27 protein-coding genes are annotated in these 23,848 nt (G+C 65.0%); 12 read left to right on the top strand and 15 right to left on the bottom strand.

The features are described from left to right. Positions 1-95 precede the first annotated feature (95 nt). The gene (locus tag DCO49_RS06720; RefSeq protein WP_243402682.1) at positions 96-407 is read right to left on the bottom strand and encodes a hypothetical protein; all 312 of its coding nucleotides are present in this window, start codon (positions 405-407) and stop codon (positions 96-98) included. A gap of 48 nt (positions 408-455) precedes the next feature. Between DCO49_RS06720 and DCO49_RS06715 the strand changes: the two genes are divergently transcribed. From DCO49_RS06715 to DCO49_RS06705, 3 genes are all read left to right on the top strand, one after another. Beyond that, the gene (locus tag DCO49_RS06715; protein WP_116863357.1) at positions 456-884 is read left to right on the top strand and encodes a hypothetical protein; all 429 of its coding nucleotides are present in this window, start codon (positions 456-458) and stop codon (positions 882-884) included. Positions 885-950: 66 nt separating this feature from the next. Continuing rightward, a complete protein-coding gene (locus DCO49_RS06710) occupies positions 951-1,274 on the top strand; it encodes a hypothetical protein (RefSeq protein ID WP_116863356.1) in 324 nt (107 codons plus the stop codon). A gap of 40 nt (positions 1,275-1,314) precedes the next feature. Next, complete coding sequence (locus DCO49_RS06705; RefSeq protein WP_116863355.1) at positions 1,315-2,157, top strand: MnmC family methyltransferase; 843 nt, start codon at positions 1,315-1,317, stop codon at positions 2,155-2,157. Between the two features lie 15 nt (positions 2,158-2,172). On the opposite strand, the gene DCO49_RS06700 is transcribed toward DCO49_RS06705, so the two are convergent. The 3 genes from DCO49_RS06700 to DCO49_RS06690 form a co-directional block, all read right to left on the bottom strand. Then, positions 2,173-3,141, bottom strand: coding sequence for a polysaccharide deacetylase family protein (locus DCO49_RS06700; protein WP_116863354.1), 969 nt, complete (start codon positions 3,139-3,141; stop codon positions 2,173-2,175). Positions 3,142-3,222: 81 nt separating this feature from the next. Next, a complete protein-coding gene (locus tag DCO49_RS06695) occupies positions 3,223-3,768 on the bottom strand; it encodes an RNA 2'-phosphotransferase (RefSeq protein WP_207776469.1) in 546 nt (181 codons plus the stop codon). A gap of 51 nt (positions 3,769-3,819) precedes the next feature. Beyond that, positions 3,820-4,467, bottom strand: coding sequence for a hypothetical protein (locus DCO49_RS06690; RefSeq protein ID WP_116863352.1), 648 nt, complete (start codon positions 4,465-4,467; stop codon positions 3,820-3,822). 138 nt (positions 4,468-4,605) lie between these two features. Between DCO49_RS06690 and DCO49_RS06685 the strand changes: the two genes are divergently transcribed. Beyond that, on the top strand, positions 4,606-5,298 hold the full coding sequence (locus DCO49_RS06685) for a hypothetical protein (RefSeq protein ID WP_116863351.1): 693 nt from the start codon (positions 4,606-4,608) through the stop codon (positions 5,296-5,298). Between the two features lie 4 nt (positions 5,299-5,302). On the opposite strand, the gene DCO49_RS20305 is transcribed toward DCO49_RS06685, so the two are convergent. The 3 genes from DCO49_RS20305 to DCO49_RS06675 form a co-directional block, all read right to left on the bottom strand. Then, entirely contained in the window at positions 5,303-5,473 is a 171-nt protein-coding gene (locus DCO49_RS20305) for a hypothetical protein (protein WP_165835693.1), read from the bottom strand. Between the two features lie 21 nt (positions 5,474-5,494). After that, entirely contained in the window at positions 5,495-6,307 is an 813-nt protein-coding gene (locus tag DCO49_RS06680) for an alpha/beta hydrolase (protein ID WP_116863350.1), read from the bottom strand. Between the two features lie 180 nt (positions 6,308-6,487). Further along, positions 6,488-6,943: a hypothetical protein gene (locus DCO49_RS06675; RefSeq protein WP_116863349.1), complete on the bottom strand. Its 456-nt coding sequence runs from the start codon at positions 6,941-6,943 to the stop codon at positions 6,488-6,490. A 155-nt stretch (positions 6,944-7,098) separates the two neighbouring features. Between DCO49_RS06675 and DCO49_RS06670 the strand changes: the two genes are divergently transcribed. Beyond that, positions 7,099-7,506 (top strand): XVIPCD domain-containing protein, encoded by a 408-nt coding sequence (locus DCO49_RS06670; protein ID WP_116863348.1) that lies wholly within the window; start codon positions 7,099-7,101, stop codon positions 7,504-7,506. Between the two features lie 12 nt (positions 7,507-7,518). Here the strand turns inward: DCO49_RS06670 and DCO49_RS06665 are convergent, their stop codons facing one another. From DCO49_RS06665 to DCO49_RS06650, 4 genes are all read right to left on the bottom strand, one after another. Then, positions 7,519-8,532, bottom strand: coding sequence for an XVIPCD domain-containing protein (locus DCO49_RS06665; RefSeq protein WP_165835692.1), 1,014 nt, complete (start codon positions 8,530-8,532; stop codon positions 7,519-7,521). Beyond that, positions 8,532-9,182, bottom strand: coding sequence for a hypothetical protein (locus DCO49_RS06660; protein WP_116863346.1), 651 nt, complete (start codon positions 9,180-9,182; stop codon positions 8,532-8,534). The genes DCO49_RS06665 and DCO49_RS06660 overlap by 1 nt, the downstream gene beginning before the upstream one ends. A 216-nt stretch (positions 9,183-9,398) precedes the next feature. Then, the gene (locus tag DCO49_RS06655) at positions 9,399-10,541 is read right to left on the bottom strand and encodes a YncE family protein (RefSeq protein ID WP_116863345.1); all 1,143 of its coding nucleotides are present in this window, start codon (positions 10,539-10,541) and stop codon (positions 9,399-9,401) included. A 165-nt stretch (positions 10,542-10,706) separates the two neighbouring features. Then, positions 10,707-11,633 (bottom strand): XVIPCD domain-containing protein, encoded by a 927-nt coding sequence (locus DCO49_RS06650; protein ID WP_116863344.1) that lies wholly within the window; start codon positions 11,631-11,633, stop codon positions 10,707-10,709. 304 nt (positions 11,634-11,937) lie between these two features. On the opposite strand from DCO49_RS06650, the gene DCO49_RS06645 reads away from it, so the two are divergent. The 4 genes from DCO49_RS06645 (at position 11,938) to DCO49_RS06630 (ending at position 16,473) form a co-directional block, all read left to right on the top strand. Next, on the top strand, positions 11,938-12,699 hold the full coding sequence (locus DCO49_RS06645) for a hypothetical protein (RefSeq protein WP_116863343.1): 762 nt from the start codon (positions 11,938-11,940) through the stop codon (positions 12,697-12,699). A 37-nt stretch (positions 12,700-12,736) separates the two neighbouring features. After that, complete coding sequence (locus DCO49_RS06640) at positions 12,737-14,122, top strand: NAD-dependent succinate-semialdehyde dehydrogenase (RefSeq protein ID WP_116863342.1); 1,386 nt, start codon at positions 12,737-12,739, stop codon at positions 14,120-14,122. Then, the gene (locus tag DCO49_RS06635; protein ID WP_116863341.1) at positions 14,119-15,537 is read left to right on the top strand and encodes a dihydrolipoyl dehydrogenase; all 1,419 of its coding nucleotides are present in this window, start codon (positions 14,119-14,121) and stop codon (positions 15,535-15,537) included. Before DCO49_RS06640 ends, DCO49_RS06635 begins: the two co-directional genes overlap by 4 nt. A gap of 69 nt (positions 15,538-15,606) precedes the next feature. Next, positions 15,607-16,473 (top strand): hypothetical protein, encoded by an 867-nt coding sequence (locus tag DCO49_RS06630; protein ID WP_243402681.1) that lies wholly within the window; start codon positions 15,607-15,609, stop codon positions 16,471-16,473. A gap of 16 nt (positions 16,474-16,489) precedes the next feature. Here the strand turns inward: DCO49_RS06630 and DCO49_RS06625 are convergent, their stop codons facing one another. From DCO49_RS06625 to DCO49_RS06615, 3 genes are all read right to left on the bottom strand, one after another. Beyond that, entirely contained in the window at positions 16,490-19,855 is a 3,366-nt protein-coding gene (locus DCO49_RS06625; RefSeq protein ID WP_116863339.1) for an XVIPCD domain-containing protein, read from the bottom strand. Positions 19,856-19,888: 33 nt separating this feature from the next. Continuing rightward, positions 19,889-20,521 carry a DUF1629 domain-containing protein gene (locus DCO49_RS06620; RefSeq protein ID WP_243402680.1) on the bottom strand — a complete coding sequence of 211 codons (633 nt, stop codon included), beginning with the start codon at positions 20,519-20,521 and terminating at the stop codon, positions 19,889-19,891. Between the two features lie 131 nt (positions 20,522-20,652). Then, positions 20,653-21,033 (bottom strand): hypothetical protein, encoded by a 381-nt coding sequence (locus DCO49_RS06615; protein WP_116863337.1) that lies wholly within the window; start codon positions 21,031-21,033, stop codon positions 20,653-20,655. Between the two features lie 164 nt (positions 21,034-21,197). Here DCO49_RS06615 and DCO49_RS06610 point away from each other — a divergent pair, with 164 nt between their 5' ends. From DCO49_RS06610 to DCO49_RS06600, 3 genes are all read left to right on the top strand, one after another. Then, positions 21,198-21,413 carry a hypothetical protein gene (locus DCO49_RS06610; RefSeq protein ID WP_207776468.1) on the top strand — a complete coding sequence of 72 codons (216 nt, stop codon included), beginning with the start codon at positions 21,198-21,200 and terminating at the stop codon, positions 21,411-21,413. Between the two features lie 482 nt (positions 21,414-21,895). Further along, positions 21,896-22,264: a hypothetical protein gene (locus DCO49_RS06605; protein WP_116863335.1), complete on the top strand. Its 369-nt coding sequence runs from the start codon at positions 21,896-21,898 to the stop codon at positions 22,262-22,264. Positions 22,265-22,309: 45 nt separating this feature from the next. Then, positions 22,310-23,077 (top strand): hypothetical protein, encoded by a 768-nt coding sequence (locus DCO49_RS06600; RefSeq protein WP_116863334.1) that lies wholly within the window; start codon positions 22,310-22,312, stop codon positions 23,075-23,077. Between the two features lie 98 nt (positions 23,078-23,175). Here the strand turns inward: DCO49_RS06600 and DCO49_RS06595 are convergent, their stop codons facing one another. Next, positions 23,176-23,769, bottom strand: coding sequence for a hypothetical protein (locus DCO49_RS06595; RefSeq protein ID WP_133249400.1), 594 nt, complete (start codon positions 23,767-23,769; stop codon positions 23,176-23,178). Positions 23,770-23,848 lie beyond the last annotated feature (79 nt).

Below are 23,848 nucleotides of genomic sequence, written 5' to 3'. Positions count from 1 at the left end.
GCTCGGCTGCTCCTGCCCAAAGCAGCCGAGCATAGGCTCGGCTCTACAAAAGCAGAGGCAGCCGAGCATGGGCTCGGCTCTACAACAGCGGTCGCCTAGAGCTTGAACAGCATCTGCAGCAGATAAAGCTTCAACGGCAGTGCGCTTGCCACCGCGCCGCCGATGCCCAGCCACGCATAGCGCTCATCCCGTGCCCGCGCGGCCACGGCCAATCCCAGACCCACGACGGCGGCCGCCAGGCAGCCCATCCCCACGCCAAGCGCGCGCCCATCGCCCATCAGCGTGATCCACCCATGGACGCCATACCCGACCGGCAACCCCAGCCAGCTTGCGCCACCGCACAACGGTGCCCTGCTCTGTGACATGTCCGCTCCGGTCTGCCTGCTGGCCATGTTGACACTGGCCATGCGCTGGCCGTGTCTACACTGGAAGCATCACCCCGCCGGAACACCACCATGGTCCTGCTGCGCCCGGTCCCGGCCGTCGTGCTGATTGCTGCAAGCGTACTGCTGGCCGCCTGTTCCGGCGGCACCCAGCTGCCGTTCTCGTCCGATCCCCTGCAGGGCTGCTTCAGCACCAGCACGCGCAAGCCCGCCGAGTTCCGCATCGACAAGGAAGGCAGCCAGTACTTCGTGTCCTTCGAGCGCGACGGCCACTGGCAGCGCGAACCCAACGCCCTCAGCCAGGCCAGCCGCAGCGACATCGCCCGCTACTTCCGCGACGATGCCGAGCAGATCGACAGCGCGCTCCTCCGCCGCGCAGGGGGCTTCGGACTGTTCCACACCCGGCGCGGGGCCTCGCTGAAGGCCAAGGCAAGTGACAGCGACTACATGGCCCTGCTGCTGATTGGTGCCGGGCCGGTGTATGCGGTGAAGTGCGACTGATCTGCAACTTTCCTGATGGCGTAGCGCCGCAGCACATCCGAGGCTGGCCACTTTGGGGGCCTCGCCATGCTCTTCTCGCTGCTGCTCACCGTGGTGCCGGCCACCACCACCGGTGCCTATGACGAGGTACGCCAGGCCGACGATGGCCGCACCCTGGTACTGCGCACCATCGAGTGGGAAACCGACGATGGGGAGCGCACCCGGGTCACGGTGCACTGGCAGCTGCTGGACGACGGCAGCATGCTGTATGAGTACTCGCGGCAGCCGCCAGCCACCCAGGCCGTGCATCGCCGGGCCTGCGCACTACAAGGCGGCGAGCCGTCCACCGGCGTCAGCTTTCTGGCCGGCTCTGGCACCACCCATGGCTTCGGCTGCAGCCGCCCGCCCTAGCGGGTACCATGCCCTCCCCCGCCCAGCCCCGGTACCCGCCGTGCCCCATTACACCGGCCCCCTGCTCACCCGCGACAGCGCTGACGCTCTGCGCCGCGCGCACGACAAGGGCGCTGCCGACTGGCAGGGCTCGCTCGATCTGGGCCGCAGCGAGGAAACGGTCGGTCTGGATGCCGAAGGCTTCAGCTTCCGCGGCCAGCACTACCCGTGGCCGGGCAAGCTGAAGGACCGCACGCTGTACTACTGGGACGGCGAGGACTTCGCCTCGATCTCGCGCTTCAGCGGCTCGCTCATCAAGCTGGTGCCCACCGAATGGGGCGCGCCCACCTTCGAGATCGACGGCATCAAGATGCTGCCGACCTCCAAGCTGTCGCCGTTTGAAGACGCGCGCCGCAAGGTCGAGCTGGTTGCGCCGGCCGGCAAATCCATCCTCGATACCTGTGGTGGCCTCGGCTACTTCGCCGCCTGCGCGCTGGAGGCCGGTGTCGGCCAGATCCGTTCGTTCGAAAAGAACGCCGACGTGATGTGGCTGCGCACGCTCAACCCGTGGTCACCCGATCCGGACTCCGCTGCCGCCGGTGGCCGCCTGCACTTCGGCCAGGGCGATGTCTCGCAGCAGATCGAACAGTTCGCCAGCAACAGCGTCGATGCCATCCTGCACGACCCGCCGCGCTTTGGTATCGCCGGTGAGCTGTACTCGCAGGCGTTCTACGATCACCTGGCCCGCGTCATCCGCAAGGGCGGCCGCCTGTTCCACTACACCGGCGCGCCGAACAAGCTGACCAGCGGCCGCGACGTGCCACGCGAAGTGGCCAAGCGCCTGGAAAAGGCCGGCTTCAAGGCCGAGCTGGCGCTGGACGGCGTGCTGGCCGTCAAGCGCTGACGCACACGCGCTGGCCTACTCGTAATCCACCTTGGCCAGCGTCTTCACCCACTGCGGCACAACCGGCTCAGTACCGTAGTAGTCCTTCGGTTTCTTCTCGGCCATCGCCCAGCGGTGCAGCCAGCTGGGGCCGTAGCGCCCGTCATAGCCCTCGGTACCACGTGCATACGCCGGGTCGCGCACGGCCTCTTCCAGCGGAACAAAGCGGTAGCCACGCCGCTTGGTCGCGGCCACCAGCTCGGCGAAGGTCGCCGCGTTCAGTTCATTGGCATGCATCAGCCACACCTGCGGCAGCGCGTAGCCCAGCAGCGCCTGCGACTGCTGTTCGTAGTAGTCCAGTTTGTTCAGCATGTACGGCACATAGCCCTTGCGCAGGCGCGCCAGGGTCGCCGCGCGATCGGGTGAATCCGGCTGCTCGTTCATCACGTTGGCGTAAGCGAAGGCCCACACCCACTCGCCGTTGTCGACGGTCACCGGCGCAATGCGGTAGCCGTGCTCGGCGAAGAACGTGTCCATCACCGCGCGATCCTGCGGCGTGCGGCCGGCGCGCAGGTACGGGTGGCGCATCCATTGTGGCACCTGGCCACGCTCGGCCAGCAGCGGCTTCAGCACCTCCTCGCCGCGCAGGAAATCCTGCTGGAAGGCCGCCACGCCCTTGGCGTTCAGATCCATGTGCGACCAGGTGTGGTTGCCCAGCTCATAGCCGGCATCGCGCCAGTCGCGCAGCATCTGCACGCGCGCCGGCTGCACCACGCCATCCACTTCCAGCTTGTTGCCGTTGACGAAGCCGACCACCGGCACACCGGCCTGGTGCAGCTGCGCCATCAGCGCCTCGTGGCGCGCCTGCAGGTCGGCCGGCACGATTTCGTCCAGACGCGCCCACGGCAGGTCATCGATGGTCACCGCAATACGGCGGTCCACTTCACCCGCCTGCGCTACCAGCGAGAGCAGCAGCAGGGGCACGGCACGCAGCAACGAACGCATCGGCAGATCCTTGTTCCGGCAGGAACGGCCACTCTACCTGCGCGTGGCCCGATGCAGCCAGTCGCCTCGACCGGCGCCGCTTCAACCTGCGATATAGCGCGGCGGCACGTGCGCGGTCAGCCACACACCGTTGGCCGACTGGTAGAAGCTGAGGCCATCGGCATGCATGCGCCCCGCATCCACGCTGAGGATCACCGGCGTGCCGCGGCGCGAGCCCACCTGGAAGGCGGTGGCGCGGTCCGGCGACAAGTGCACATGCTGGCGCTCACCCGGGCGCAGGCCCTCGCTGGCAATCGCTTCAAGGAAGCGCGGCACGGTGCCGTGGTACAGCCACGGTGGCGGTTCCAGCGCCGTCAGGCCGAGGTCCACCGCGATCGAGTGGCCCTGGCTGGCGCGGATGCGCTGGCCGTCGTCGCTGATCGCAAAGCGCTGCTTGTCGTTGTCCTGCACCAGCTGCTGCAGGGCATCGCGGTCCAGCCGCACGCCATGCGCGGGCAGCCTCGCCAGCAGGTCGTCGATGTCAGCCCATCCCTGCGCATCCAACGGCAGGCCGATCTTCTGCGGTTCATGCCGCAGTACCAGGCTCAGGAACTTGCTGGCCCGTGCGAATGAAATATCCTTTTCCATCCGCATAGCGTGACGCACACGGGCCAGTTACGCCAGCGCCCACCCACGTACTTACTCCGGCGCAGGCATCGGCAGCGCGCGCCACAGCCACACGCCGATCACCGTCGCGGCCAGCAGTACGCCACACAGCACGATGGCCAGCGCATCCGGCGCCTGCGGCACCAGCAGACCGGCATCGGACAGCATCTGCGGCAGCGTGCGGTGCGCGGGCAGCATCGCCGCCGCCTGCAGCGCCGTTGGCTCGGCCATGCACACCGTCGGCAGCGTGCTGACCAGGCCCGCCCACACCTGCTCGTACAGGCGCAGCAGCAGCACGGCCAGCGCACTGGCCAGCAGATGCAGGCCCAGCAGCCCCCAGACGCTGCGCCGGTGCAGGCCCCGCACCTGGTGCAGCCAGTGCAGGCTGACCACCACCGTACCCAGCAGCGAGCACAGCAGTGCACCCACCACCACCCAGCACACCGGCTGCCAGTCATCCAGCGCACCGGCGCGCGCCAGCAGATGCTCGGCCGCCTGCATGCGTGCCAGCGGATCGCCGCCACCGCAGGACAGCAGCAGCGGCAGTTCGATGGGCTCCAGCAGCAGATCCAGGCGGTGGTGGAAGTAGCCCACTGCCAGCGCCACCGATGCCAGCGCCAGGCCGTGCAGCAGGAACAGCGTCAGTCCCGCGCCAAAGAAGCGCCGGAGGCGGGCGGTCATGGGCGTCATGCAGTGCATCCCGGCAAAGGTTGCGCATCCTAGCGATGCCACGCCGCGCTGTCGGCAGGCAGATGCGACATCGCCGGGTGGATGCGCGATCATGAGTGGCCCATGGAAACGTGCACAGGAGTGCCGCCAGTGCTGGAGCTGTACCTGTTCGTGCGAATTGCCCTGCCACTGCTGGTGACCGCGGGCATAGGCTGGCTGGTCGCCCGTGTCATCAACACGCGTCTTTCGCGTCTACCGCCGCGTGAAGTGCCGCTGCCCGAACACAGCCGGCTGCCCAGCCCTGCGGCGCAGCGCCGCTACCGGCGCCTGCGCAGGCGCCGCCCCAACCTGCGCAGCATACGGCTGCAGCCAAAGATTCCGCGCAGCTGGGTCGCCATGGCAACCGCGGTGTTTATCGGCAGCGTCGCGGCCTGCGCGCTGCTGATGCCCAACGGCGCGCGTTTCCAGGTGATGGTGGAAAGCCTGCGCGGCTACCCGGCCACCGTCATCGAGGTGCAGGTACCTGCCGCCCAGCAGGACGCGCTGCTGCAGGCGTGGGCGCCGGTGCTGCAGCAGACCGCACGGCCAATCACCATGCGCTACCGCGTGGCGCGCACGGCGGGCATGACCGAGGTACATGACGTGCTGCCAGCGCAGGTGCGCCGGCGCGGGCAAGTGCTGCAGATCGCCACTGCGCAGCCGGTGGACGCCCACGCACTACGCGAGGCCCTGCAGGACTGCGTGCCGCTGCCGCCGGCGACAATCAACATGCACGAGCGCAACGTAGCGCCCTGGCGCGAAGCCGGTTGGCAGGCGCTGGCGCCAGCGCGCGCGGCAGAGTGATGGCTCAGCCGCGCGGCAGCTTCGCCGCCCACATGTTGTCGACCAGGTTCGGGTAGCGCCGCCCGTTCTCCTCCGCGCGTTGCCGCGCGGCGGCCTTCTGCGCATCCGAAAGGGGCTGCTTCTTCTGCCCCTTCGGGTTGGGCTTCTTCCATGGGGGCGTGCGTACGGTAGCCATGCCGTCGGTCTACTCGGGACGTTACTTCTTGAGGAAGTTCAGCAGCGCCAGATTGAAGTCGTCGGCGTGGCTCGTGTTGCAGCCATGCGGCGCATCGTTCAGCACGACCAGCTCGCTGCCGTTGATGGCTTCATGCGTACGCTTGCCGGAGCCCTCGAACGGAACCGTGGCGTCGCTGTCACCATGCAGCACCAGGGTCGGCACGCTGACCTTCTTGAGATCACCACGGAAATCCGTCGTGGCGAAGGCCCTCATGCAGCCGAGCGCCGCTGTCTGATCCGACTGGTGGCATAGGGCGATGGCAGCCTGGCGCTCATCCTCGGTCACCTTCAACTTGCCGTTGGCGCTGAAGAAATCACGCGTGAAGCTGTCAAAGAATGCCTCCCGATCCTTTGCCAGGCCACCGCTCATCTCGTCGGCCTTGTCCTGGGTCAGCGGGCCCTCGGGATTATCGTCGCTCTTCAACAGATACGGCGGCACGGCCGAGGCGAACACCACGCTGTGCAACCGCTCTTGGCCATGATTGCTGATGTAGCGAGCTACTTCGCCACCACCCATCGAGAAACCGACCAGAGTGACGTCCTTCAGATCGCGCTCTTCGATCACCGCCGCCAGATCGGCGGCCAGGGTGTCGTACTCGTAGCCGTCGGCGGGCTTGTCGGAGCGGCCGAACCCGCGCCGGTCGTAACTGATCACGCGGTAGCCGGCATCACGCAGGATCGGCACCTGGGCCTTCCACGCTTCGGCCGACAGCGGCCAACCGTGAATGAGAACGACCGGGCGACCGGTGCCACCGGTATCTTCAACGTGCAGGCGGACGGAGGGGGCGGTCATGGCAGCTCCTGTGGGGAAGGGGGCTCCTATTCTTGGCGGGCCCACCGATAGCCGCTGTGAGGGAATCGGCCTCTACCGTGACACGGTGTGCACAGACGGCGCAGAGGTTGCCCTTGGTAGATGCCAACCTTGGTTGGCATGGCGCGCAAGCGCCCATTTCGTGCCAATCAAGGTTGGCAGCTACCAGGAACGGCTTACCCGGGTCAGCATCCAGCAGCCATAGCGGCGCGCGAAGGTGTACTGCTCGGCCTGCGCATCATCGCCCAAGCGCACCTGCCGCCCCTCGTCGGCCAGCGGCGTGATGGACGGGGCTGCCCGCAGCGTGGTCGCACGCAGGCGCCTGAAGCGGCCAGGGCCCGCCTCCCGGCTCAGTTCGGTGACGGCCTCGCCTTCGCCACTGGCGCCGTATGCCGGTACCTCGTATTCCAGCGGATCGCTGGTGTAACGCACGCGCACGCGGTCATCGGCCAGATCAGTGAAATAGCGCAGGAACTGTGCGAAATCCTGTGAAGGACAGCTCGGATCGGCATCACCCACCGGCACGCCTTGCGCCGCGTCCTGCGCCGCCACGCTCTGGCTGCAGGCCATCAGCACCGCCGCCAGCCAAGGCGCCAGCGTCCTGCCCCTCTGTTTCATCCCCATTCCCCCAACCCGCCTTCGTCCATTCATGGTCACTGCGGACGCCATCCCCTGCGTCCCCCGCCCTACAGGCTAACAACAAAGGCATTTCCGGCGCAGCCGCCGCCCGTTCTACACTTGGGGCCCCACGCGCGGCCGCACGGAGCACAGCGATGACCCCTGACCATCCCGAATACAACCTCCACCAGCAGATCCGCCAGGGTGTGGCGGCGCTGGACGAGAAGCACGGCCGTGCCTTCGACACGACCAGCGAGAACTTGACCGCCAGCCTCACCGTGAAGGCACGCGAACAGGGCCTGGAACGTGCCGACCACGTGGTGGTCAGCAACGCCACCGCGCAACATCCAGCCGGCCACAACATCTTCGTGGTGCAGGGCGACCCGGCCAACCCGGCCCACCTGCGCGCCATGCTGCCCACCGCCGAAGCCGCACAGACCCCGGCCGAACAGTCGCTGCAGAAGCTGGGCATCGCCCCGCAGCAGCCAGCGATGGGCCTGCAGCCGGAACAGCAGATGCGCGAGCAGGAACAGCAGCAGAACCCGGCGCACCGCCTGGGCTGATCGCGCGGGCCGCTACACCATGCGCGGCCCGGACTGCTCCTGTACCTGGCGGTGCTGCTGCTCGTCCTGGGTACGCACCTGCGCCGTCTGCGTCAGCTGTTCGGCACGTTCGAACGACGCACCCGCCGGCGTCTGCGCCGCCACTGCAGTGGCCATGCTGGCACGCAGGTGCGAAGGATCGTCGCGCTCGCCCTGTACGATGAAGATGTTCTGCGCCGCATCGGCCTGCGCGGTGCGTTCACTCAGCAGCACATGGTCGACCCGGGTGATGTCGTTGGCCTTGGCCAGCGCGTAGAGGCTGGCGCTGACGTTTTCGCTGGTGGCATCAGGCGTGCGGCCCGCCTCTGCATCCAGGCGGGCTACGCCTTGGTTGATCTGTGAGAAGAGCGGGTCGTTGCTGTGGCGGGCATCCGTGCTTGCCGACGCTACCGCGCGTTCGGGTGAAAGCGTCGGTGCTTCGTTTTCCGAGAACATTTTCTGGCGCCAGTTCTGCTCGGGCATCTCGTTGAAGTGTTCGGTGTTCAGATCGCTGTCCGGGAACGGCGGTTTGATCATTTGGATCGGCTTGACGTTGTAGATGGGCTTGACGTCACCTTCGAAATCCATGACGCCGAGAATCTTCGAGTCATGGATGCCTGCATGCTTCATCGCAGCCCACGCGAAGTCCGTGCAGCTGTTGGTGAACATCTCGTATTTCTTGGAAAATCCGTACTTCTCAGGGTCCTTGGCAAACTCCTGGATCCGGTCGAACTGATCTTTGCTGATCTCGATAGTCCTGGAGTAGTAAGGATCCTGGTAGGTCGATACGTCAGAGTCCACGATCGTGCCTGGAACCGATACGTCGTGCCACTGACGCTGGTAGCCCACAGGCGCCGCTCCAGGTTGAAACCCATGGCTGAGCCGTTTATCGCCTTCGCCAGTTTCCAGGTACATGTGTCCCGAAAGCGACCGTTCCGTGCTATCGGCCAGTCGCGTTCCCGGCGCCGCCACATAGATCGTCAGGGTATGTCGTGCGTCCTTGTCCATTACTTTGATCTCCCCATGTAGCCAATCAACAGTTCAACGTTCATGTTCTTCAGTTCCGGCCGATCTTCGGGCAGTTCGATCGAAAGCCTGTAGTGCCCTGGCTTCGCCTCTGGAAGGAAAGCCAGACCCAACGATCCGTAATTCAGTGCCGGGGAAACAAGCCCTGCCGCCTGCAGCGGCCCAGATGCAGGACTGATCGCTATCGCTTGCGGCACCAACCCATTTGCATCGAGCGGCACTCTTTTACGACTGACGGCGTCGTAGCGGGTCAACGACAGTGGGGCCGCGTCAGCGCCATCGGTCCGGTATAGCCTCACTTTGGCCATCAGATCGTAGCCATTGAGCAACCACAGCGCCTTGTCGGCGGCCTCTTCGTCTCCGGCAACCCGCACGCCTATCAGCAACTGGGGAGCAATATCTGCTCCAGCCGGCGGCAGTTCGAATTCCACATCCACCACCTGCCCCGCCTTGTCGAGCGCAATCGGGCGGGTCAGGGGCACCACCGTGCGTGCGGCGGCCTCGTCCGCGGTCAGCACCTTCGGCGCGGGATCTGGCGGCGGCGCGGTGCAGCCCAGCAGCATCAACAGGCCCATGGCCATTACGGCCACGCGCAGGCGGGGCAAAGCGGGGTTGGGCATCACGGCGTCCATGGGTGCGGTAATCACTCCTTCGAGGCCGTGCCAGCGAGTGGCCAGGCCGATGGCAGCATCTTCGCATGGGCCCGTGAACGCGGCCGAAGGGCATACCTGAAGGGTGGCCGCGGCCCCGGTTTGGCGGCAGCCGGCAGGGCAAAGAACAATGCAAGGTCTGCACCCCGCCTTTTCACGTGGGAAGCCGCCGGGCATGGCCCGGCGCTACCGGTTGCATCACAGCTGGATGCGCGCCACGCTCTCTTCAGAGCCCTTGGCATCCTTCTCGCCGTTCTTGATGCTCACGAACAGCACGTTTTTCTTCGCATCCAGTGCCAAGCTGTTCGGGTGGGTCGGCACCGCATACGTGGCCACCTTCTTGTAGCTGGCGCTGTCATAGGCGGTCACCGTGCCGCCTTCGCGGTTGGTCACGTACAGGCGCTTGCGCGGTGCATCCAGCAGGATGCCCAGCGGGCCGGCATCGGTGGGGATGCTCGCCAGTTCCTTGCCGGTGCTGCGGTCGAGCACCAGCACGCGCTGGCCCGGGTGCTTGCTGACGAAGCCCTCGCTGCTCTTGGTCACGTAGTTGCGGATCATCTCCGAGCCCTGGTCGGTCACGAACAGGCGCTTGCCGTCCGGGTCCAGCGCGATGTTCATCGGCTGCTCGGCGGCGATCTTGTGCTGGGCCACCACCTTCTTCGAATCGGTGCCCACCACCACCAGGTCGGCCAGCAGGTTGCTGGTGTAGACGCGCTTGTTGGCCGCATCCAGCGCCAGGCCCGGCGCCTTGGCCTTGCCCAGGCCAGGGATGGTGTCGATCAGCTTCAGCGTGGTGGTATCCACCACGAACAGCACGCTGCCCTCACCGGAATGGCCGGTGACGTACAGGCGGTTGGCGGCGCTGTCGACCACCAGCTCGCGCAGGTCATGGGTGTAGCCGGCTTTGCCATCCTTGCCCACCTTCTTTTCCATCAGCTGCACGGTGCTGATGGCCTTGTTGTTCTCGGTGTCGACCACGGTCACCGAGGTGTCCACGGTGTTGCCCACGTACAGGCGGTTGTGCGCGTCATCCAGCACCACGCCGAAGCCCTTGCGCTCCAGCGGAATGCGGGCCTGCACGGCCAGCGTGGCCGGGTCCAGGCGCAGTACCTGGGCCGGGCCGGCGTTGTCGCCGAAGCCACCGGACGAGGCCACGAACACGGCGTTCTGGGTGGGGCTGTAGGCCAGCTCGTACAGGCCCTGGGCGATGGCCTGGCGCTGCACCGAGGTGCTGGCCGCGGTTGCAGCGGTCGCATTATCGGCAAATGCCGCCGGGGCGCCGACGCTGAGCGAGATGGCAATGGCCAGTGCGGCCGAGCGGAAAACGGAAAGACGGGTCATGCGAGCATCCTTGAAAGGGCACGGGAGGGTGTCCTGGCTCGCTGGGCCGTTCTGCGACGGCCCCCCCCGCACCTGTCTGCGCGGGGTGGGCTGGCTGGGTTGCGGGGCAATGGTAGCAGCTGGGGGCTGTGACGTCCGCCCACGCGTGCGTGGCGGCTGCCCGCGCTACTGCTCCTTCAACCGCAGCGAATCGGCCACATCCGTCTGCGCTGCCACCTCGGTGGGTATGCTGGCGCGGCGATGCGCAGGGTCGTCACGGTCGCCCTGCACGATGAAGATGCTCTCGGCGGCATGCGCATCGCGGGTCGATCGGCTCAACAGCACGTGGTCCACGCGCGAGAGATTGTTCTGCTTGGCCAGCACCAGCAGGCTTGCGCTGATGCGCTGGCTGCTGTCATCAAACGTGCGGCCATGCGCGGCATCCAGCTCGGCCACCTTCTGGATCAGCTGCGCGAACAGGCGGTGGTCCGGATGCGAGGGATCCAGCAGCGTGCCGGCCACTTCCATCGGGCTCGGCGGCGGCTCGCCTTCCGCACGGTCGCCCTGGCGGTGATGCTCGGCCTCCCGCTCGGGCATCGGGTGGTGGCTTTCGGCATTCAGATCGCTGTCGGGGAACGGTGCAGCAATGCACTGGATTTCCGGCAGGTTGAACAGCACCGCGAACTCGCCCAGATCACTGCCACCATCCAGCGGCGTCGGCAGCGGGTGCAGGCCCGCGTAGTTCAGCGCGGCCCAGACGAAATCGCTGCAGCGGTTGATGGTGGCCGGGCGGTCGACATCGAATTCAAACTCGGCCGGCTCCTCGGCGAAATCACGCAGGCAGCCGTAATGCTCGGCGGTGATTTCCAGGGTGCGACTGTAATAAGGGTCGACGTGCTCGTCGGCATCGTCGTGGCGCACCTGCGCGTACTGCACGCCCTTCGCGGTTTCACCGGCCGGCAGCCGCGGCGGCGCGAAGCCGTAACTGTGGGTGTCCTCGCCCTCGGCAACCTGCAGATACATCTGCCCGCGCGGGGATACGCCTCCGCTCTTCAGCGGGGTGCCCGGCGCAGCCAGGAAAACGGTCACCGTGTAGCGTGTTGCCTGCTCCATGCGTGCTCAGCCTTGTTGGGTACTGCGGTTCTGGCGGGATGATGGCACAGGTGGGTTCTGCGGCATGTGGTCGGCAAAGCGTCCACAGCAGCGGCATGCTGAATGTGTGAACCAGCGAACACTGAGCCACGGGTAGCACATCTAAAGCGCGGCAGTCGCTGAAAATCCGGTCACCGGTGACGCCCCCCACCACCCCTGACACCCCCATCACCCGCTTTCACGCCGCTGCAATAGCCGCCTCCGCACGATCAGAGCCCCCACCCAACCACCGCGACGGCCACCGCAGCCGCGCCCTCTGATCCCGATGCAGCAACTCGCCAATGATTTCTGGAACCTGCGCGGCACCTTCAAGGTGGCCGGCCTGCTCGACGTGGGCACGCAGCTCTCCGTGGTGCGCCGTAGCAATGGCCGCTTCCTCGTGCTGGACAGTTACACCCCCACTGAGACCCAGCGCCAGGCCCTGCTGGGCCTGACCGCCGGCGGCACGCTGGTGGACGCCATCATCAACGTGCACCCGTTCCACACTCTGCACTGCGAGCCTCTGCACCAGCTGCTGCCGGCCGCGCGCCTGATCGGCACGCGTCGTCACCTGCAACAGGCACCGCACCTGCCGTGGGATCCGCACGTGATCGAAGACGTGGAGACCCAGGCCGACTTCGCCGATGACCTCGATTTCACCGTTCCCGCCGGCCTGGAGCTGGTACCGGCCGACGACAACGTGCATGCCAGCTCGGTCCTGGTCCGTCACCGCGGCAGCGGCATCGTCCATGTTGACGACACCCTCAGCGTGCTGGCCGCGCCGGGCACCCTCGGCAAATGGTTGCCGCAGTCCGGTTTGAAGTTCCACCCCACGCTGTCGCGCGCACTGCAGCCCCGGGCCGGCGCCGCAGACGCGTTCGAGCGCTGGGCGCGCGCATTGGCCGAGCGCTGGGCCGGCACCCCCTATGTCTGCGCGGCCCATTCGGCCGTGCGCGAACTGCCGGCCGATGGCTGGCGCGATGAAGTGCTCAAGGCCTTGCACCACGTGCAGGGCAAATTGCGCCGCCATCGTCACCGCTACGGCTGAAACCCCCTCCATCCCCTCCCCCAAGGCAAACTCCCCCATGAGCGACCACCCGATCAAGACAATCAACCCGCTGACCGAACAGGTGCTGCACACCTACGCCTACATGTCCGACGCCCAGGCAGCAGACACCGTGAAGGCCTGCCACGAAGCGTTCCTGCAGTGGCGCCTGCGCAGCCTGGAAGAGCGCGCTGAAGTGATGTCCGCCATCGCCCGCAAGCTGGAAGAAAAGAAAGAAGCGTTTGCCCAGCTGATGACCGACGAGGTCGGCAAGCTGATCGGTGACAGCCGCAGCGAAGTGGACCTGTGCGTGGCCATCTGCAAGTACACCGCCGAGCAGGGCCCCAAGGTGTTGGCCGATGAAGAGCGCCCTTCGGCCAATGGCACCGGCATCGTCACCCACCAGCCCATCGGCGTGGTGTATGGCATCCAGCCGTGGAACTTCCCGGCCTACCAGGCTGTGCGCTATTCCATTGCCAGCCTGATGGCGGGTAATGGCGTGCTGCTCAAGCACGCTGAAAGCTGCACCGGCAGCGGCCTGTTCCTGCGCGACCTGTACGAGGAGGCCGGCCTGCCCAAGGGTCTGTTCGGCGTCCTGCTCATCAGCCACGACCAGTCCGATGCCATCATCGACCACGACCTGGTGCGCGCGGTCACCCTCACCGGTAGCGAAAAGGCAGGCCGCACCGTGGCCGAGAAGGCTGGCAAGGCACTGAAGAAGACCATGCTCGAACTTGGCTCCAACGATGCCTATCTGGTGCTGGACGATGCCGACCTGGAGCTGGCAGTGAAGACCTGCGTAAAGGGTCGCCTGTTCAACAACGGCCAGACCTGCGTCAATGCCAAGCGCTTCATCGTGACCGAAAAGAACTACGACGCCTTCGTCGAGGCCTACGCCAAGCAGTTTGCAGCGATCCGCATGGGCGATCCCAACGATTCAGACACCCAGCTGGGCCCGATGGTGTCCAAGGCCCAGCGGGACACCCTGCACGAGCAGGTCAGCAAGAGCGTGGCCCAGGGCGCCCGCCTGGTGGTCGGTGGCGAGATCCCTGACCGGACCGGCGCTTTCTACCCGGCCACGGTGCTGGCTGACGTTGCCCCGGGCCAGGTCGCCTATGAGGACGAGCTGTTTGGACCCGCCGCGGCCATCATCAAGGCCAAGGACGATGATGACGCCATGCGCATCGCCAACGACAGCCGCTATGGCCTGGGCGGCGGCATCTTCAGCCGCGATGTGAAGCGCGCCCGCGAGCTGGCGACCACCTACTTCGATACCGGCATGGTGTGTATCAACGGCTTCAACGTGGCCGGCCCCACCCTGCCCTTCGGCGGCGTGAAAGCCTCCGGCTACGGCCGCGAACATGGCCCCGAGGGCTTGAAGGAATTCGTCAACGTCAAAGCCATCACCCTGCCGGCGGCCCTATGAGCACGCCCCTGCACTGTGATGTGGCGGTGATCGGCGCCGGCACGGCCGGCTTGGCAGCAGAGCGAGCCGCACGCCGTAATGGCGCGTCCACCCTGCTCATCGATCCGCACTTCAGCGGCACCACCTGCGCCAACGTCGGTTGCATGCCCTCCAAGCTGTTGCTGGCGGCCGCCAAGCAGGCCGAGCGCGTGCGCCGTTCAGACCTGTTCGGCATCCGCGTGGATGGCATGGCCATTGATGACGCGGCGGTGATGCGCCGCGTGCGTGAGGAGCGTGATCGTTTTGCAGCGCTCACCCGCAAGCAGATCGACAAGCTCGACCCAGCCACGCGGCTGACTGGTCGTGCGCGGTTTGCCGGGCCGACCACGCTGGAACTGGAGGACGGCCGACGCGTCGAGGCACGCGCCATTGTCATTGCCACCGGCTCCGCGCCCGCCCTGCCACCGCCCTTTGAAGCACTGGGCGACCGCGTGCTGACCAACGAAAGCCTGTTCGAGCTGAAGCAGCTCCCGAAGCGCGTAGCGGTAGTGGGCACTGGTTCGCTGGGGCTGGAATTTGCCCAAGCCCTGGCCCGGCTGGGCGTGCAGGTCACCCTGCTCGGCAAGGAGACGACACTGGCCAAGGTGCGTTGCCCGCGCGTGCACGATGCACTGCTGGCCGTGCTGAAGAGAGATATGGAGGTCCACCTCGGCGTGGACGTACACCCCGAACGTTCCGATGAGGGCGTGCATGTGCGCTGGAGCGGCAAAGACCACGCCGATGGCAGCGTACAGGTAGATTACGTCGTAGCTGCACTGGGGCGCCCGCCCAACCTGGACGGCTTGGCCTTGGACAACGCACAACTGGCGTTGGACAAACACGGCGTGCCCTGCCACGACCGCGAGACGATGCGCTGCGGTGACAGCGCCGTGTTCCTGGCGGGCGACGCTGCTGCCGATCTGCCCCTGCTGCATGAGGCATCGAGCGATGGCGCCATTGCCGGCCGCAACGCCGCGGCGATGCCAGCGAAGATCGCGGTGAAGCGCCATGTGCCGCTGAGCATCACCTTTACCGATCCGCCGGTTGCCAGCATCGGCCAGTCTGAAGAAGAAGGCGCGGTAACGGGAACCTCCGATTTTGACGACCAAGGCCGGGCACGGGTGGAGGGCGTCAACGAGGGCACCCTGACCCTGTATGCGGCGGCGCCGGAGGGCAAGCTGATTGGTGCAGACCTGGTGGCGCCGGCAGGCGAGCACCTGGCCCACCTGCTGGCGTGGGCGGTTGAGACGGGCTGCACCGCTAGCCGGTTGCTGGAGCTGCCGTTCTACCACCCGACCATGGAGGAAGGCTTGAAGCAGGCCCTGCGCAGCATCTGCGCGGCGACACCGATTGCGCTACCGGCTGACCATGATGCGGGGGCGCCATCGGGCGGGTGATGAGTCCAACCAGCGAGTCAACCGCGGGTTGGCTATATTTGCCCATGTCATGAGCAATGGATTGACCCCATGAACATCGCTCCATTTGGCCTCCGCTGTGCCATTGTGGCGGCGCTAGCACTGAGCGCCACTGGGTGTATCAATTCCCCCTCGGTGGAATCCCCAAGCGAGGAGGCTGGAATGCCAGAAGATCCCAACGTGCGCCGCACGATCAAAGGGCACACCTACACCACTGAACCTGTGGAGGCCACCGTCGGACCCCACCGTTTCATGTTCCCCGCCAACTACTACGACAACCAGATCGGTCCCTACTTCGATGGCAGCGTTGGCCTGACGCTACTTTGGCCAGACCTGGGCCCCGCGTTACCAGGCACCCGCCCGGATCGTTCGATGGAAGACTTCCAGCGCTCCGTGGTCATTGGCCTACAGCATATTGATCGCACCCCGATCAGGGGCCTGCTGGAGCGCTACACCAGTACGGAGCAGACATCGACGCCGACGTCCGTGCTGCGCAACGACCCGACCGAACGGCTTGACCTGCGGATACCCCAACCAGAGCGCTTCGGCTTGGTGCCCTATGCAATCAACGAAGCGTTGATGCCGGCGTTCCAGAAAGCGCTGGAGCAGGAGACCAAAATGCCCCAGCCCCGCAATCTGCGCATGGAGAAGGACTGGTACGTCGCTCGAAATGGCGAAGGCGAACTGACGACTTTCATCAAGTGCGAAAGTGAAGCCCACTTCCCTGACGGCCTCACCCTCTCCGGCGATCGCCTACGCGACACGGAAGACAGCCGAGTAGCCGGCTGCACCCATTATTTCGTTGATGTTGAAGACAGCATCGCGATTACTGCAACGTATCCGCGCGTCATCCTGAGAGACTGGAAGAAGATCGAGTCTGCTGTGCGAACTTCCCTGTCCCGATACAAAAAATCATGAGCCTTGGGGTGGGCGATCAGTAACCACCGCTCGCAGCCCGTATCTGAATCTCATGCTGCACACGCTGGTCTTCCAGCTGCTGTTCCATCTGGTTCGCCACCGCACGCTGCTGCGCTTCCCGGCTGACCACGTCGAACTGTTGCGCCGATTCTTCCACTGACGTCTGAGCAGCCACTTCCGTCGGCATGCTTGCGCGGTGGTGTGCCGGGTCTGCTGGCTCCCCCTGCACCACAAACACCGCGTGCCCTGCAGGATGCTCGGCGGTGGCTTTGCTGACCAGCACGTGGTCTACCCGCTCCAGGTCGTTGTCCTTGGCAAGCACAGTCAGGCTGGCGACCATGCGCTCGCTGGTGTGGTCGAAGTGTCGGCCATGTTTCGCATCCAGCGTCTCGATGCCCTGACGGACCTGCTGGTACAGGGCATGGTCGGGGTGGCCCGGCTGAGCGGGACCGAACACGGCATCCGCAGGAGGCGACGTGGCGGCCTGGGTATCCGTCCGTGGCTCAGCCCTCGTCGGAGCCTCCTCCTCGGCGGCTGCAATGGATGGGACTGCATCGTCGTGCTGCGCTGTCTCCGCCGGCCGCTCATCCACAGGCTCCGCGGTTCTGTTCTGGGCCACAGGTGCCTCGGCCATAGCCTCGTGCACAGGCGCGGCTGGTGGTATCGACTGTTCCTCAAGAGCGTGCTCGACAGCCGGCACAGGAATCGGCTGCGGCGGGGGCTCAGGCGCCACTGGAGGCGTGCGCGGACGCTCAGGCTCATGGCTGTCGTGGGTTCGGGTTTCCTCTGCATTCTGTGCATGTACGTGATGAGGCGCGTCATTCGGGGCAACGGCAATGTCAGCAGGTGGCTCATGCAGTGTTCGCGCTGCAGGCGCCGCAGGCGGTTCAGCCACTTCCCGCGCACGCTCCTGCGCTTCGGCCTGTTGCGGCTCCGGCTCACGCGGTGGCTCGGGCTCGCGACGCAGCTCGCGCGGCCCCTCCCGCCGGGAAATTTCAGGGGTCTCGCGCTCGGCCGCAGGCGCGGGCACCGCCACAGGCGGCACGGCTGGGGCAATCGCCTCTGAGGGACCAGGCACACGGGTCTGGACCTGCTCGCGCTGGGCGTCTGCCAGCGCTTCGCCGGCCTCCGTCGCCACCGGGGCACCCCGTTGAATCTGCTGGGCCGCCGCCAATGCGGCCTGGCCAGCATCCACCGTGGCTGCGCCTTGCCGGTTGGCTTCCTGCAATGCCTGCTGATACGCCTCCTGCTCGCGCGGCGACAGTGCTGCAATACGCAGCTCGGGCGAATCAGGCACCGGGGCCTGCTGGGCGGAACGCTCGCGCACTTCCCGCCACGCCGCCCGCAGTTCCTCGGTGGTCGTCGTCGCCACCGGATGGGCAACACCATCGGCGCCCACCTGGTAGTGGGTAATCGCACGGGACTCGCCCGCATTGCCCTCAACCGCAGGCGCAAGCTGCTGCATCGTCGCGCCGGAAATGCCGTGCTGGGCGCGCGTGCGCGCCGTCGCCAGCTCGATGGCCTCCATCCACTGCGGGGATGGCGAGATGCCAGCAGAGGCGTAGCCATGCCGCACCTCGTTCCGGTTCATCTCGGCGTTCGTAGGTGCGGGGCGTGCCTCAAGCGCAGCAACGGTACGGTCGAGGACCTCAATCGACGGCTGCTGGATCTTGCGCGTCGCCTCCAGTTCCAGCGCCATGTTGCCCTGTGCTACTCGCCCCTCGTGGGACCATGTTCCCGCTTCGTCGCGCTGGTAGAGCACGTTGTCCGAACCAAGAATGGCGTCCGGCCGGGCGCGCGCCGCCTCTACAGCATCGGGCACCAGGGGCACAAAATCGCTTGCACGCGTGGCAGCGCGATTCTCCAGGTAACTTGCTGCGATCGCCGCCTTGCCATGGGCGATGTTGTCCTCGATGCGCTGCACGGCCTGCTGGTTCAGCTCTGCAGCGCGTTCGGGTGTCGCTTTCTGGGTTTCGTAGATGCCGCGATCATTTGCACCGACCACATCGGTCTTGATCTGGCGGGTCCACTGTTGGGTCTGAGCATCGCGGTGCCAGTTTGGGTTACCGAAGCCATTTCCTTCATCGCCGCGGGCAGGAAGGTTGAAGGGATCCTGAGGTGCCGGCGCATCCTTCAGTGCCAGCTCTACTGCGCTGACGCTGGCCTTCGCACCCAGTTCGCGCGCCTTTTCATAGCTGGCGCCGACACTGTGCTCGGTGGCAACCCCAGGGCCGGCAGCCGAGTTCTCCATCCTGGCCTGGCGCTGCCAGTTGTTGCCGTCAAACTTCCACTGCACGCCGGCATTGTCTTTCTGGTGATACACCGCGCGGTTGTCGAGCAGGTCGGCCCCCTTGTCAAAGGCCTTGCTCATGAACAACGCATCGGCCGCCACCACCGCCGCCGGCACGAAGCTGGACGTGCCAATCACGGAGGCGGTTGCCATGCCTCCGAGCCAGCCACCGCCACTGCGTGCAACCGCGTGGTTGAACTCGGACTGGGCGGCCGTGCCATTGCCCTGCTGCAGGTGCTCGGATATGCGGCGCGTGGTGAGGATGGCATCAGCGCCGGAGGCGAGCAGGCCGCCAGAGCGGATCAGTTGGCTGGCGGAGGCTTCGCCGATGAGGAGGTCCAATGTGATGCCGCCCTGCTGCGAACGAGGCCCTCGAATGCGATAAGCGGCCTCTTCACCAAGCACACGCTCCACTTTCAGGATGCCTTGCTCGGACATGACGATACGACCAGACTGCTGCGCGTTGAAGATGGCAGTCGACAGACTGCTACGCTGCAGATCTAGGTCAATTCCCTTTGTCAGCTTGGCGCCAGACTGGTCATGGACATCCAACAGAGCCACAACACGTGACTCGGTCCTTGTCACAAGATGATGCATCCTCTCGTCCGGACTCATGCCATTCAGTGCAGCGTATTGCGCAGCATGGACCTGCGCGTACTGATCGATGCTTCCAAAGAATGCTTGGGTTCTGGGACGAATAGCATCTGAATCCATGCCCAAAGGCGCATTTGTGTAGAGATCCCCATTGGCTAGACCGATTGCCATTGTGTCTCTAAGACCATTCACCCGGGCGGCAACGCGCTCCATTGCCGCTGCGTCACCGCGAAGCGCTGCCTGACCGTCTGAGGATGCCTCGATCTGCTCTAGAGATAGAGTGATTCCTCTCTGATAATCCTTGATTGGCCCTCCTCCATGCGGAGAAACACCCATGACAGCGGCAAGTCTTTTATCCGCTGGCATGTAGAGCAAGTTCTCAAAGACATCCTTCTCCACGAGCTCGGCTTCCACCAATGCCTGCAGAAAGTCGTTGTTTTTGAAGGTCTGCTGCTCAAGCACGTGGTGCTTCTGGAGGATCGGACTTTTATGCGCCATGGTGCAACCTCTTCCTTGAGCTTAATCAGCGAATCAGATATCTGCTGCATCCGTGAACCACAATCCGCGAGATTCATCGCCCCCACCGATGCCGGCGCTTAGAACAGCATCGCGCAACGCCCGGTCGCAGAACACCAAGTTCCCGGAGTATGGAGTTCGGAAAATATGTGCCGAGCCAACCACGTCTCTTCGGAAGGCTAACGAGCTCCCACCTTTTAGGTCGTAGAATTTGCCGCCAGGGTAGCCATCTTCGTGAATCATGCGGAACTTTGATGCCGCCTCGTCCACTGCATCAATTACGCGAGTGACATCGCAGAGGAAGTACCGCGGCCCAGCGGTGCCATCGGCGAGCCTGTAGTCGCATTCCACAAACTCAAATGCGCTTGGATCAATAGAGATCAGAACTTCACGCAGACGGTCGGAAACAAGCCAATACCCGCTCATTCCTCCCTCGAGATCCTCAGGGGGCTCGCCCTTTTTAGGTGAGTAGACCAGCAAGGGTTTTTCAAGCAACGGGGGGAACCCACCCCCTTCAGGTCGCAGGATGAGACGGGGGGGAGTACGAAGTCTTTTAACATTTTCGAAAACTACACCGTGCCCTCTACCGCCCCGGGTGGTGTCCGGCATCAAGAGAAAGAAATGCCCGCGGGCGGGCTGATTTGACATCGATGGCTCCATACGTTTTGTCTCTTCCGAAATCCTGATTCTTGGCCTGAACGCCACTTGGGGAAGGCTGCTTCCTCGCGTTTGCGTTTTTTCGATACTGTTTCAATTAACATTTTGGTGAGCAAGATGCACTACACAGCCAACACCAGATCCCCATTGATCAGTGCAACCTTCACGGTGTCCCGCAGCCTGAGCACCGCTTCCAGCGCACGGGCCGTTGCAGCAGGATCACCCCGCATCGCGCCCTGCCCGTCGGGCGACAGCTCGATCATGGAAAGCTGCTCCACCATCCCCATCGTGTAGGACTCAAGCGGCTTGGCAGCGTACTGCGAACAGCCCAGCTTGGCCGCCAGCTCCCTATCGACCGGAAGATAGAGCCTGTTCTCGGGAGCGTTGATCTCGAATTCGCCCACCGCGTTGAGCTGCTGCAGCAGGCCACTCTGCGAAAAAATCGTGGGATCAATGATCAGTTGCAGGTCAAACAGCCCGTCATTGTCTTCATTGGCAGCCATTGCGTTCCCTCGCTGTGGGGGTGATGCGTCCGTTGCGGTAAGTTCTACGCCGGTCAGCGCCTACGGGCAATCAGAACCCTGTGAATTGCCTCACAGGTTTGGAGTTCCGTCCCAGCCCATGAGACACCCGCACGTCATCCTCCCCTCCCCCCAGGAGGATGACCATGACCCCGATCGACGCCGAGTGGCTGGAAGACTTTGACCACGCCCTGCTGAGCCTGTTTGCCACCACCCGCCGCGAAGCCGGCATAAATGCCTACCTGCTGGGCTGCTATGCCGATCTGGAACCGCGCGAGGCAGTCATGGCCTACGGCAACGACTACGACCTGGCCCGCACGCCGTTGCTGTGGCCGGTGCCGGGATTGGTGCTGCACAGTTAAGCAGTGACGCAATCGCCCCGCTTTCTGCGAAGGCAGCGAGAATCGGCTGTCGCAATTGGAACGACGCGCTGCTGCAAACCGTGCATTTCCAGGCGTGTTCGGGCGGTTACTTAACACCGCCCGAAACCATTGCACCGCAAAGCATTCGCGCTGTGTCTCGCATGCAACAATGCCGTAAGCGTCAACACCTGCGGCCTCCCAGCGCTGCGGTTTCTTGGCATCTCGCAACCGTGCGAGTACACCTTGGCATTGCCACCTGACACGGGTGGCGCGGGCGTCGAAAACCCGTGTATGTGCCAGTTGTTTACGCTTGTCAGCCGGCGTCACCTTCGTGTGGCGCCGGCTGGCAATCCGTTCGCGTTCCATGGCGGGCGGTGCGTGGGGGTCTTCGGACCCGCCGGTTTGGCACATATCGGTTTTCGAGCCACGCATCGTCCGCCACCTTCATCGGTGGCTGCTGTCTTCCTGCACGGAGCACTGCCATGAGCGCAACGAAACTCCCTGATCTGCACACCCAGCGCGATCCGGCCAACACCGATCACGAGGATGACCTCACGACCGATCCCAACGGGTTTGTCGCCACCCTGCGCCGCATTGGCGCGGGCGCTGCCGCAGACGGCCAGCCGTGGCACGAACGCAACCTGAGCATCGGCCGCTGCCTGCAGTTGGCCGACGCCGATTGCACCCTGGCCGCCCTGCGCGCCGTGGGCGAGATGGCCCTGGCCAACGAGCGCACCCGGCAGAACGCCGCGCCCGAGCAGTGCATTGGCGATCGGCACATGGAAGGGCTACTGATGGCCGTGGTGGCGTTGACGACGCTGGCCAGCGAGCGGGTGCATGGGCAGCGGTAAGCCCCTGCTTTGGTACCCGCTCGATCATACGCAAGGAGTTTCACCATGACCCGCACACCGGCACGCCGGCTGGCCTGCGCCGCGATGGTGGCCGTACTGGCTGCCAGCGGCTGCGCCCGCCCGCCCTCCACAGAGATGGATGACGAGATCCTCGCCCTGCTCAACGGTACCTACGGCCCCCGCACCGTGGGCGGCCGCACCTACACGGCGCAGCCGGTGGAGGCCAACCTGGGCCCGCACCGTTTCATGTTCCCGGCCAATCTCTACTACAACCAGATCGGCCCGTTTGCCGGTGGCGGCGTAATGCTGGCGGTGTTCTGGCCGGACTTCGGTGCCGCGCCGCCGGGGGATCATCCGGTGCGGTCGGTGGAGGATGGGTACCGGCAGGTCTCGATTGAGCTGCGGTATGTGGGCAGCGCGGGGGCGGCGGACTACCTGGCGCGGGATCTGAGCGAGCGGGTGGCGCTGCCGCCGCGCTGGGGGCTGACGCCTTATGCGGTGAATCGGTCGTGGTTGTCGCGGGACACGTGGGAGGTGGCGCCGGACTGGTATGTGGTGCGGGATGGGGAGGGACGGGTGAGGACGTTCATCAGCTGCGACCCTTGGGAGTACGTGCCGGATGGGGTGCTGATGGAGGGTGGGAAGCTTGTAAGGTCCAGTGGGGATCGGGTGGCGATGTGCCGGCATTCGATGGTGGATGTGGAGGGTGGCGTGGCGATGGAGATGAGCTACGCGCGGGTGCTTTTGGTCGACTGGAAGCGAGTGGAGGCGACCACTCGCGAACTGATGCGGCGGTACGAAGCGCGACGGTGAGGATGTTGGACAACGTCAGGCAGGAAAAAGCCCGCGGACATCCAACATCGCGAGAGAAGCAGCGCCAGTCTTCATTGGCTTCGATACGAATGGCTTAGCTACTTCACTCCAAGCCAGCGCTCGAGCGATGGCCCTCCGGTTCGGAGGAGGTCTGATCGATGAACACAATAGAGCGCTGCCACGCCACCGAGTACAACCCATATCCAGTAGAAAAATGACGCTCGGGCGGACATCTGTCCAACAACCAGAATGTACGCGAGCAAGCTGGCGCACAGAGCGGAAGCGAAGTAGCCCACAAGAAAGGCGAATGCGAATCGGCGGCGCGTCGCCGGGTTAGCGTGTCGCTTGCTACGCCACCGAATTTCGCCGGTTAAATCGTCAGTATCGACAAGCGGCCACGCGTCAGCTACTTCCATGATCGCGCGCGCAGGCTGGTCGAGTTTGCAGAGACGCCGGATGATGGATACAGGCAGATATACGCCGAAGTGATGCCTTACGGCGACCGACAACCAGAGGTCATCTTTCTTTTCGACGTCCTGAAAGAGCTCAAGGAACTCCCTCCGGGCAGACCCGCGGGTCTGCTGGAGACCCGACAATGCCTTGAAGATCAGGACGAGTACCGCAAACATAGCCAGCGGAGTTAGCAGCTGGCCGCCCTGAAGCTCCATCAACCGATTAACGATGCCTTCCATGTTGCCCCTGCCCCTAATTAGCTTAGGCGAGCATCTACGATCCCGGGTGGGTCTGCAATCGACAGCGCGCTCGGATTGC

The organism is Stenotrophomonas sp. SPM, from assembly GCF_003105135.1.
Lineage (GTDB): Bacteria > Pseudomonadota > Gammaproteobacteria > Xanthomonadales > Xanthomonadaceae > Stenotrophomonas.
Note: the sequence above shows the minus strand (reverse complement) of the source record. Positions and strands in the feature narration are given on the sequence as shown.

Coding starts and splice junctions, on each gene's coding strand:
- DCO49_RS06720 (WP_243402682.1), bottom strand. CDS start 407: ATGGCCAGTGTCAACATGGCCAGCAGGCAGACCGGAGCGGACATGTCA.
- DCO49_RS06715 (WP_116863357.1), top strand. CDS start 456: ATGGTCCTGCTGCGCCCGGTCCCGGCCGTCGTGCTGATTGCTGCAAGC.
- DCO49_RS06710 (WP_116863356.1), top strand. CDS start 951: ATGCTCTTCTCGCTGCTGCTCACCGTGGTGCCGGCCACCACCACCGGT.
- DCO49_RS06700 (WP_116863354.1), bottom strand. CDS start 3,141: ATGCGTTCGTTGCTGCGTGCCGTGCCCCTGCTGCTGCTCTCGCTGGTA.
- DCO49_RS06695 (WP_207776469.1), bottom strand. CDS start 3,768: ATGGAAAAGGATATTTCATTCGCACGGGCCAGCAAGTTCCTGAGCCTG.
- DCO49_RS06690 (WP_116863352.1), bottom strand. CDS start 4,467: ATGACCGCCCGCCTCCGGCGCTTCTTTGGCGCGGGACTGACGCTGTTC.
- DCO49_RS20305 (WP_165835693.1), bottom strand. CDS start 5,473: ATGGCTACCGTACGCACGCCCCCATGGAAGAAGCCCAACCCGAAGGGG.
- DCO49_RS06680 (WP_116863350.1), bottom strand. CDS start 6,307: ATGACCGCCCCCTCCGTCCGCCTGCACGTTGAAGATACCGGTGGCACC.
- DCO49_RS06675 (WP_116863349.1), bottom strand. CDS start 6,943: ATGAAACAGAGGGGCAGGACGCTGGCGCCTTGGCTGGCGGCGGTGCTG.
- DCO49_RS06670 (WP_116863348.1), top strand. CDS start 7,099: ATGACCCCTGACCATCCCGAATACAACCTCCACCAGCAGATCCGCCAG.
- DCO49_RS06665 (WP_165835692.1), bottom strand. CDS start 8,532: ATGGACAAGGACGCACGACATACCCTGACGATCTATGTGGCGGCGCCG.
- DCO49_RS06660 (WP_116863346.1), bottom strand. CDS start 9,182: ATGGACGCCGTGATGCCCAACCCCGCTTTGCCCCGCCTGCGCGTGGCC.
- DCO49_RS06655 (WP_116863345.1), bottom strand. CDS start 10,541: ATGACCCGTCTTTCCGTTTTCCGCTCGGCCGCACTGGCCATTGCCATC.
- DCO49_RS06650 (WP_116863344.1), bottom strand. CDS start 11,633: ATGGAGCAGGCAACACGCTACACGGTGACCGTTTTCCTGGCTGCGCCG.
- DCO49_RS06645 (WP_116863343.1), top strand. CDS start 11,938: ATGCAGCAACTCGCCAATGATTTCTGGAACCTGCGCGGCACCTTCAAG.
- DCO49_RS06640 (WP_116863342.1), top strand. CDS start 12,737: ATGAGCGACCACCCGATCAAGACAATCAACCCGCTGACCGAACAGGTG.
- DCO49_RS06635 (WP_116863341.1), top strand. CDS start 14,119: ATGAGCACGCCCCTGCACTGTGATGTGGCGGTGATCGGCGCCGGCACG.
- DCO49_RS06630 (WP_243402681.1), top strand. CDS start 15,607: ATGAACATCGCTCCATTTGGCCTCCGCTGTGCCATTGTGGCGGCGCTA.
- DCO49_RS06625 (WP_116863339.1), bottom strand. CDS start 19,855: ATGGCGCATAAAAGTCCGATCCTCCAGAAGCACCACGTGCTTGAGCAG.
- DCO49_RS06620 (WP_243402680.1), bottom strand. CDS start 20,521: ATGTCAAATCAGCCCGCCCGCGGGCATTTCTTTCTCTTGATGCCGGAC.
- DCO49_RS06615 (WP_116863337.1), bottom strand. CDS start 21,033: ATGGCTGCCAATGAAGACAATGACGGGCTGTTTGACCTGCAACTGATC.
- DCO49_RS06610 (WP_207776468.1), top strand. CDS start 21,198: ATGACCCCGATCGACGCCGAGTGGCTGGAAGACTTTGACCACGCCCTG.
- DCO49_RS06605 (WP_116863335.1), top strand. CDS start 21,896: ATGAGCGCAACGAAACTCCCTGATCTGCACACCCAGCGCGATCCGGCC.
- DCO49_RS06600 (WP_116863334.1), top strand. CDS start 22,310: ATGACCCGCACACCGGCACGCCGGCTGGCCTGCGCCGCGATGGTGGCC.
- DCO49_RS06595 (WP_133249400.1), bottom strand. CDS start 23,769: ATGGAAGGCATCGTTAATCGGTTGATGGAGCTTCAGGGCGGCCAGCTG.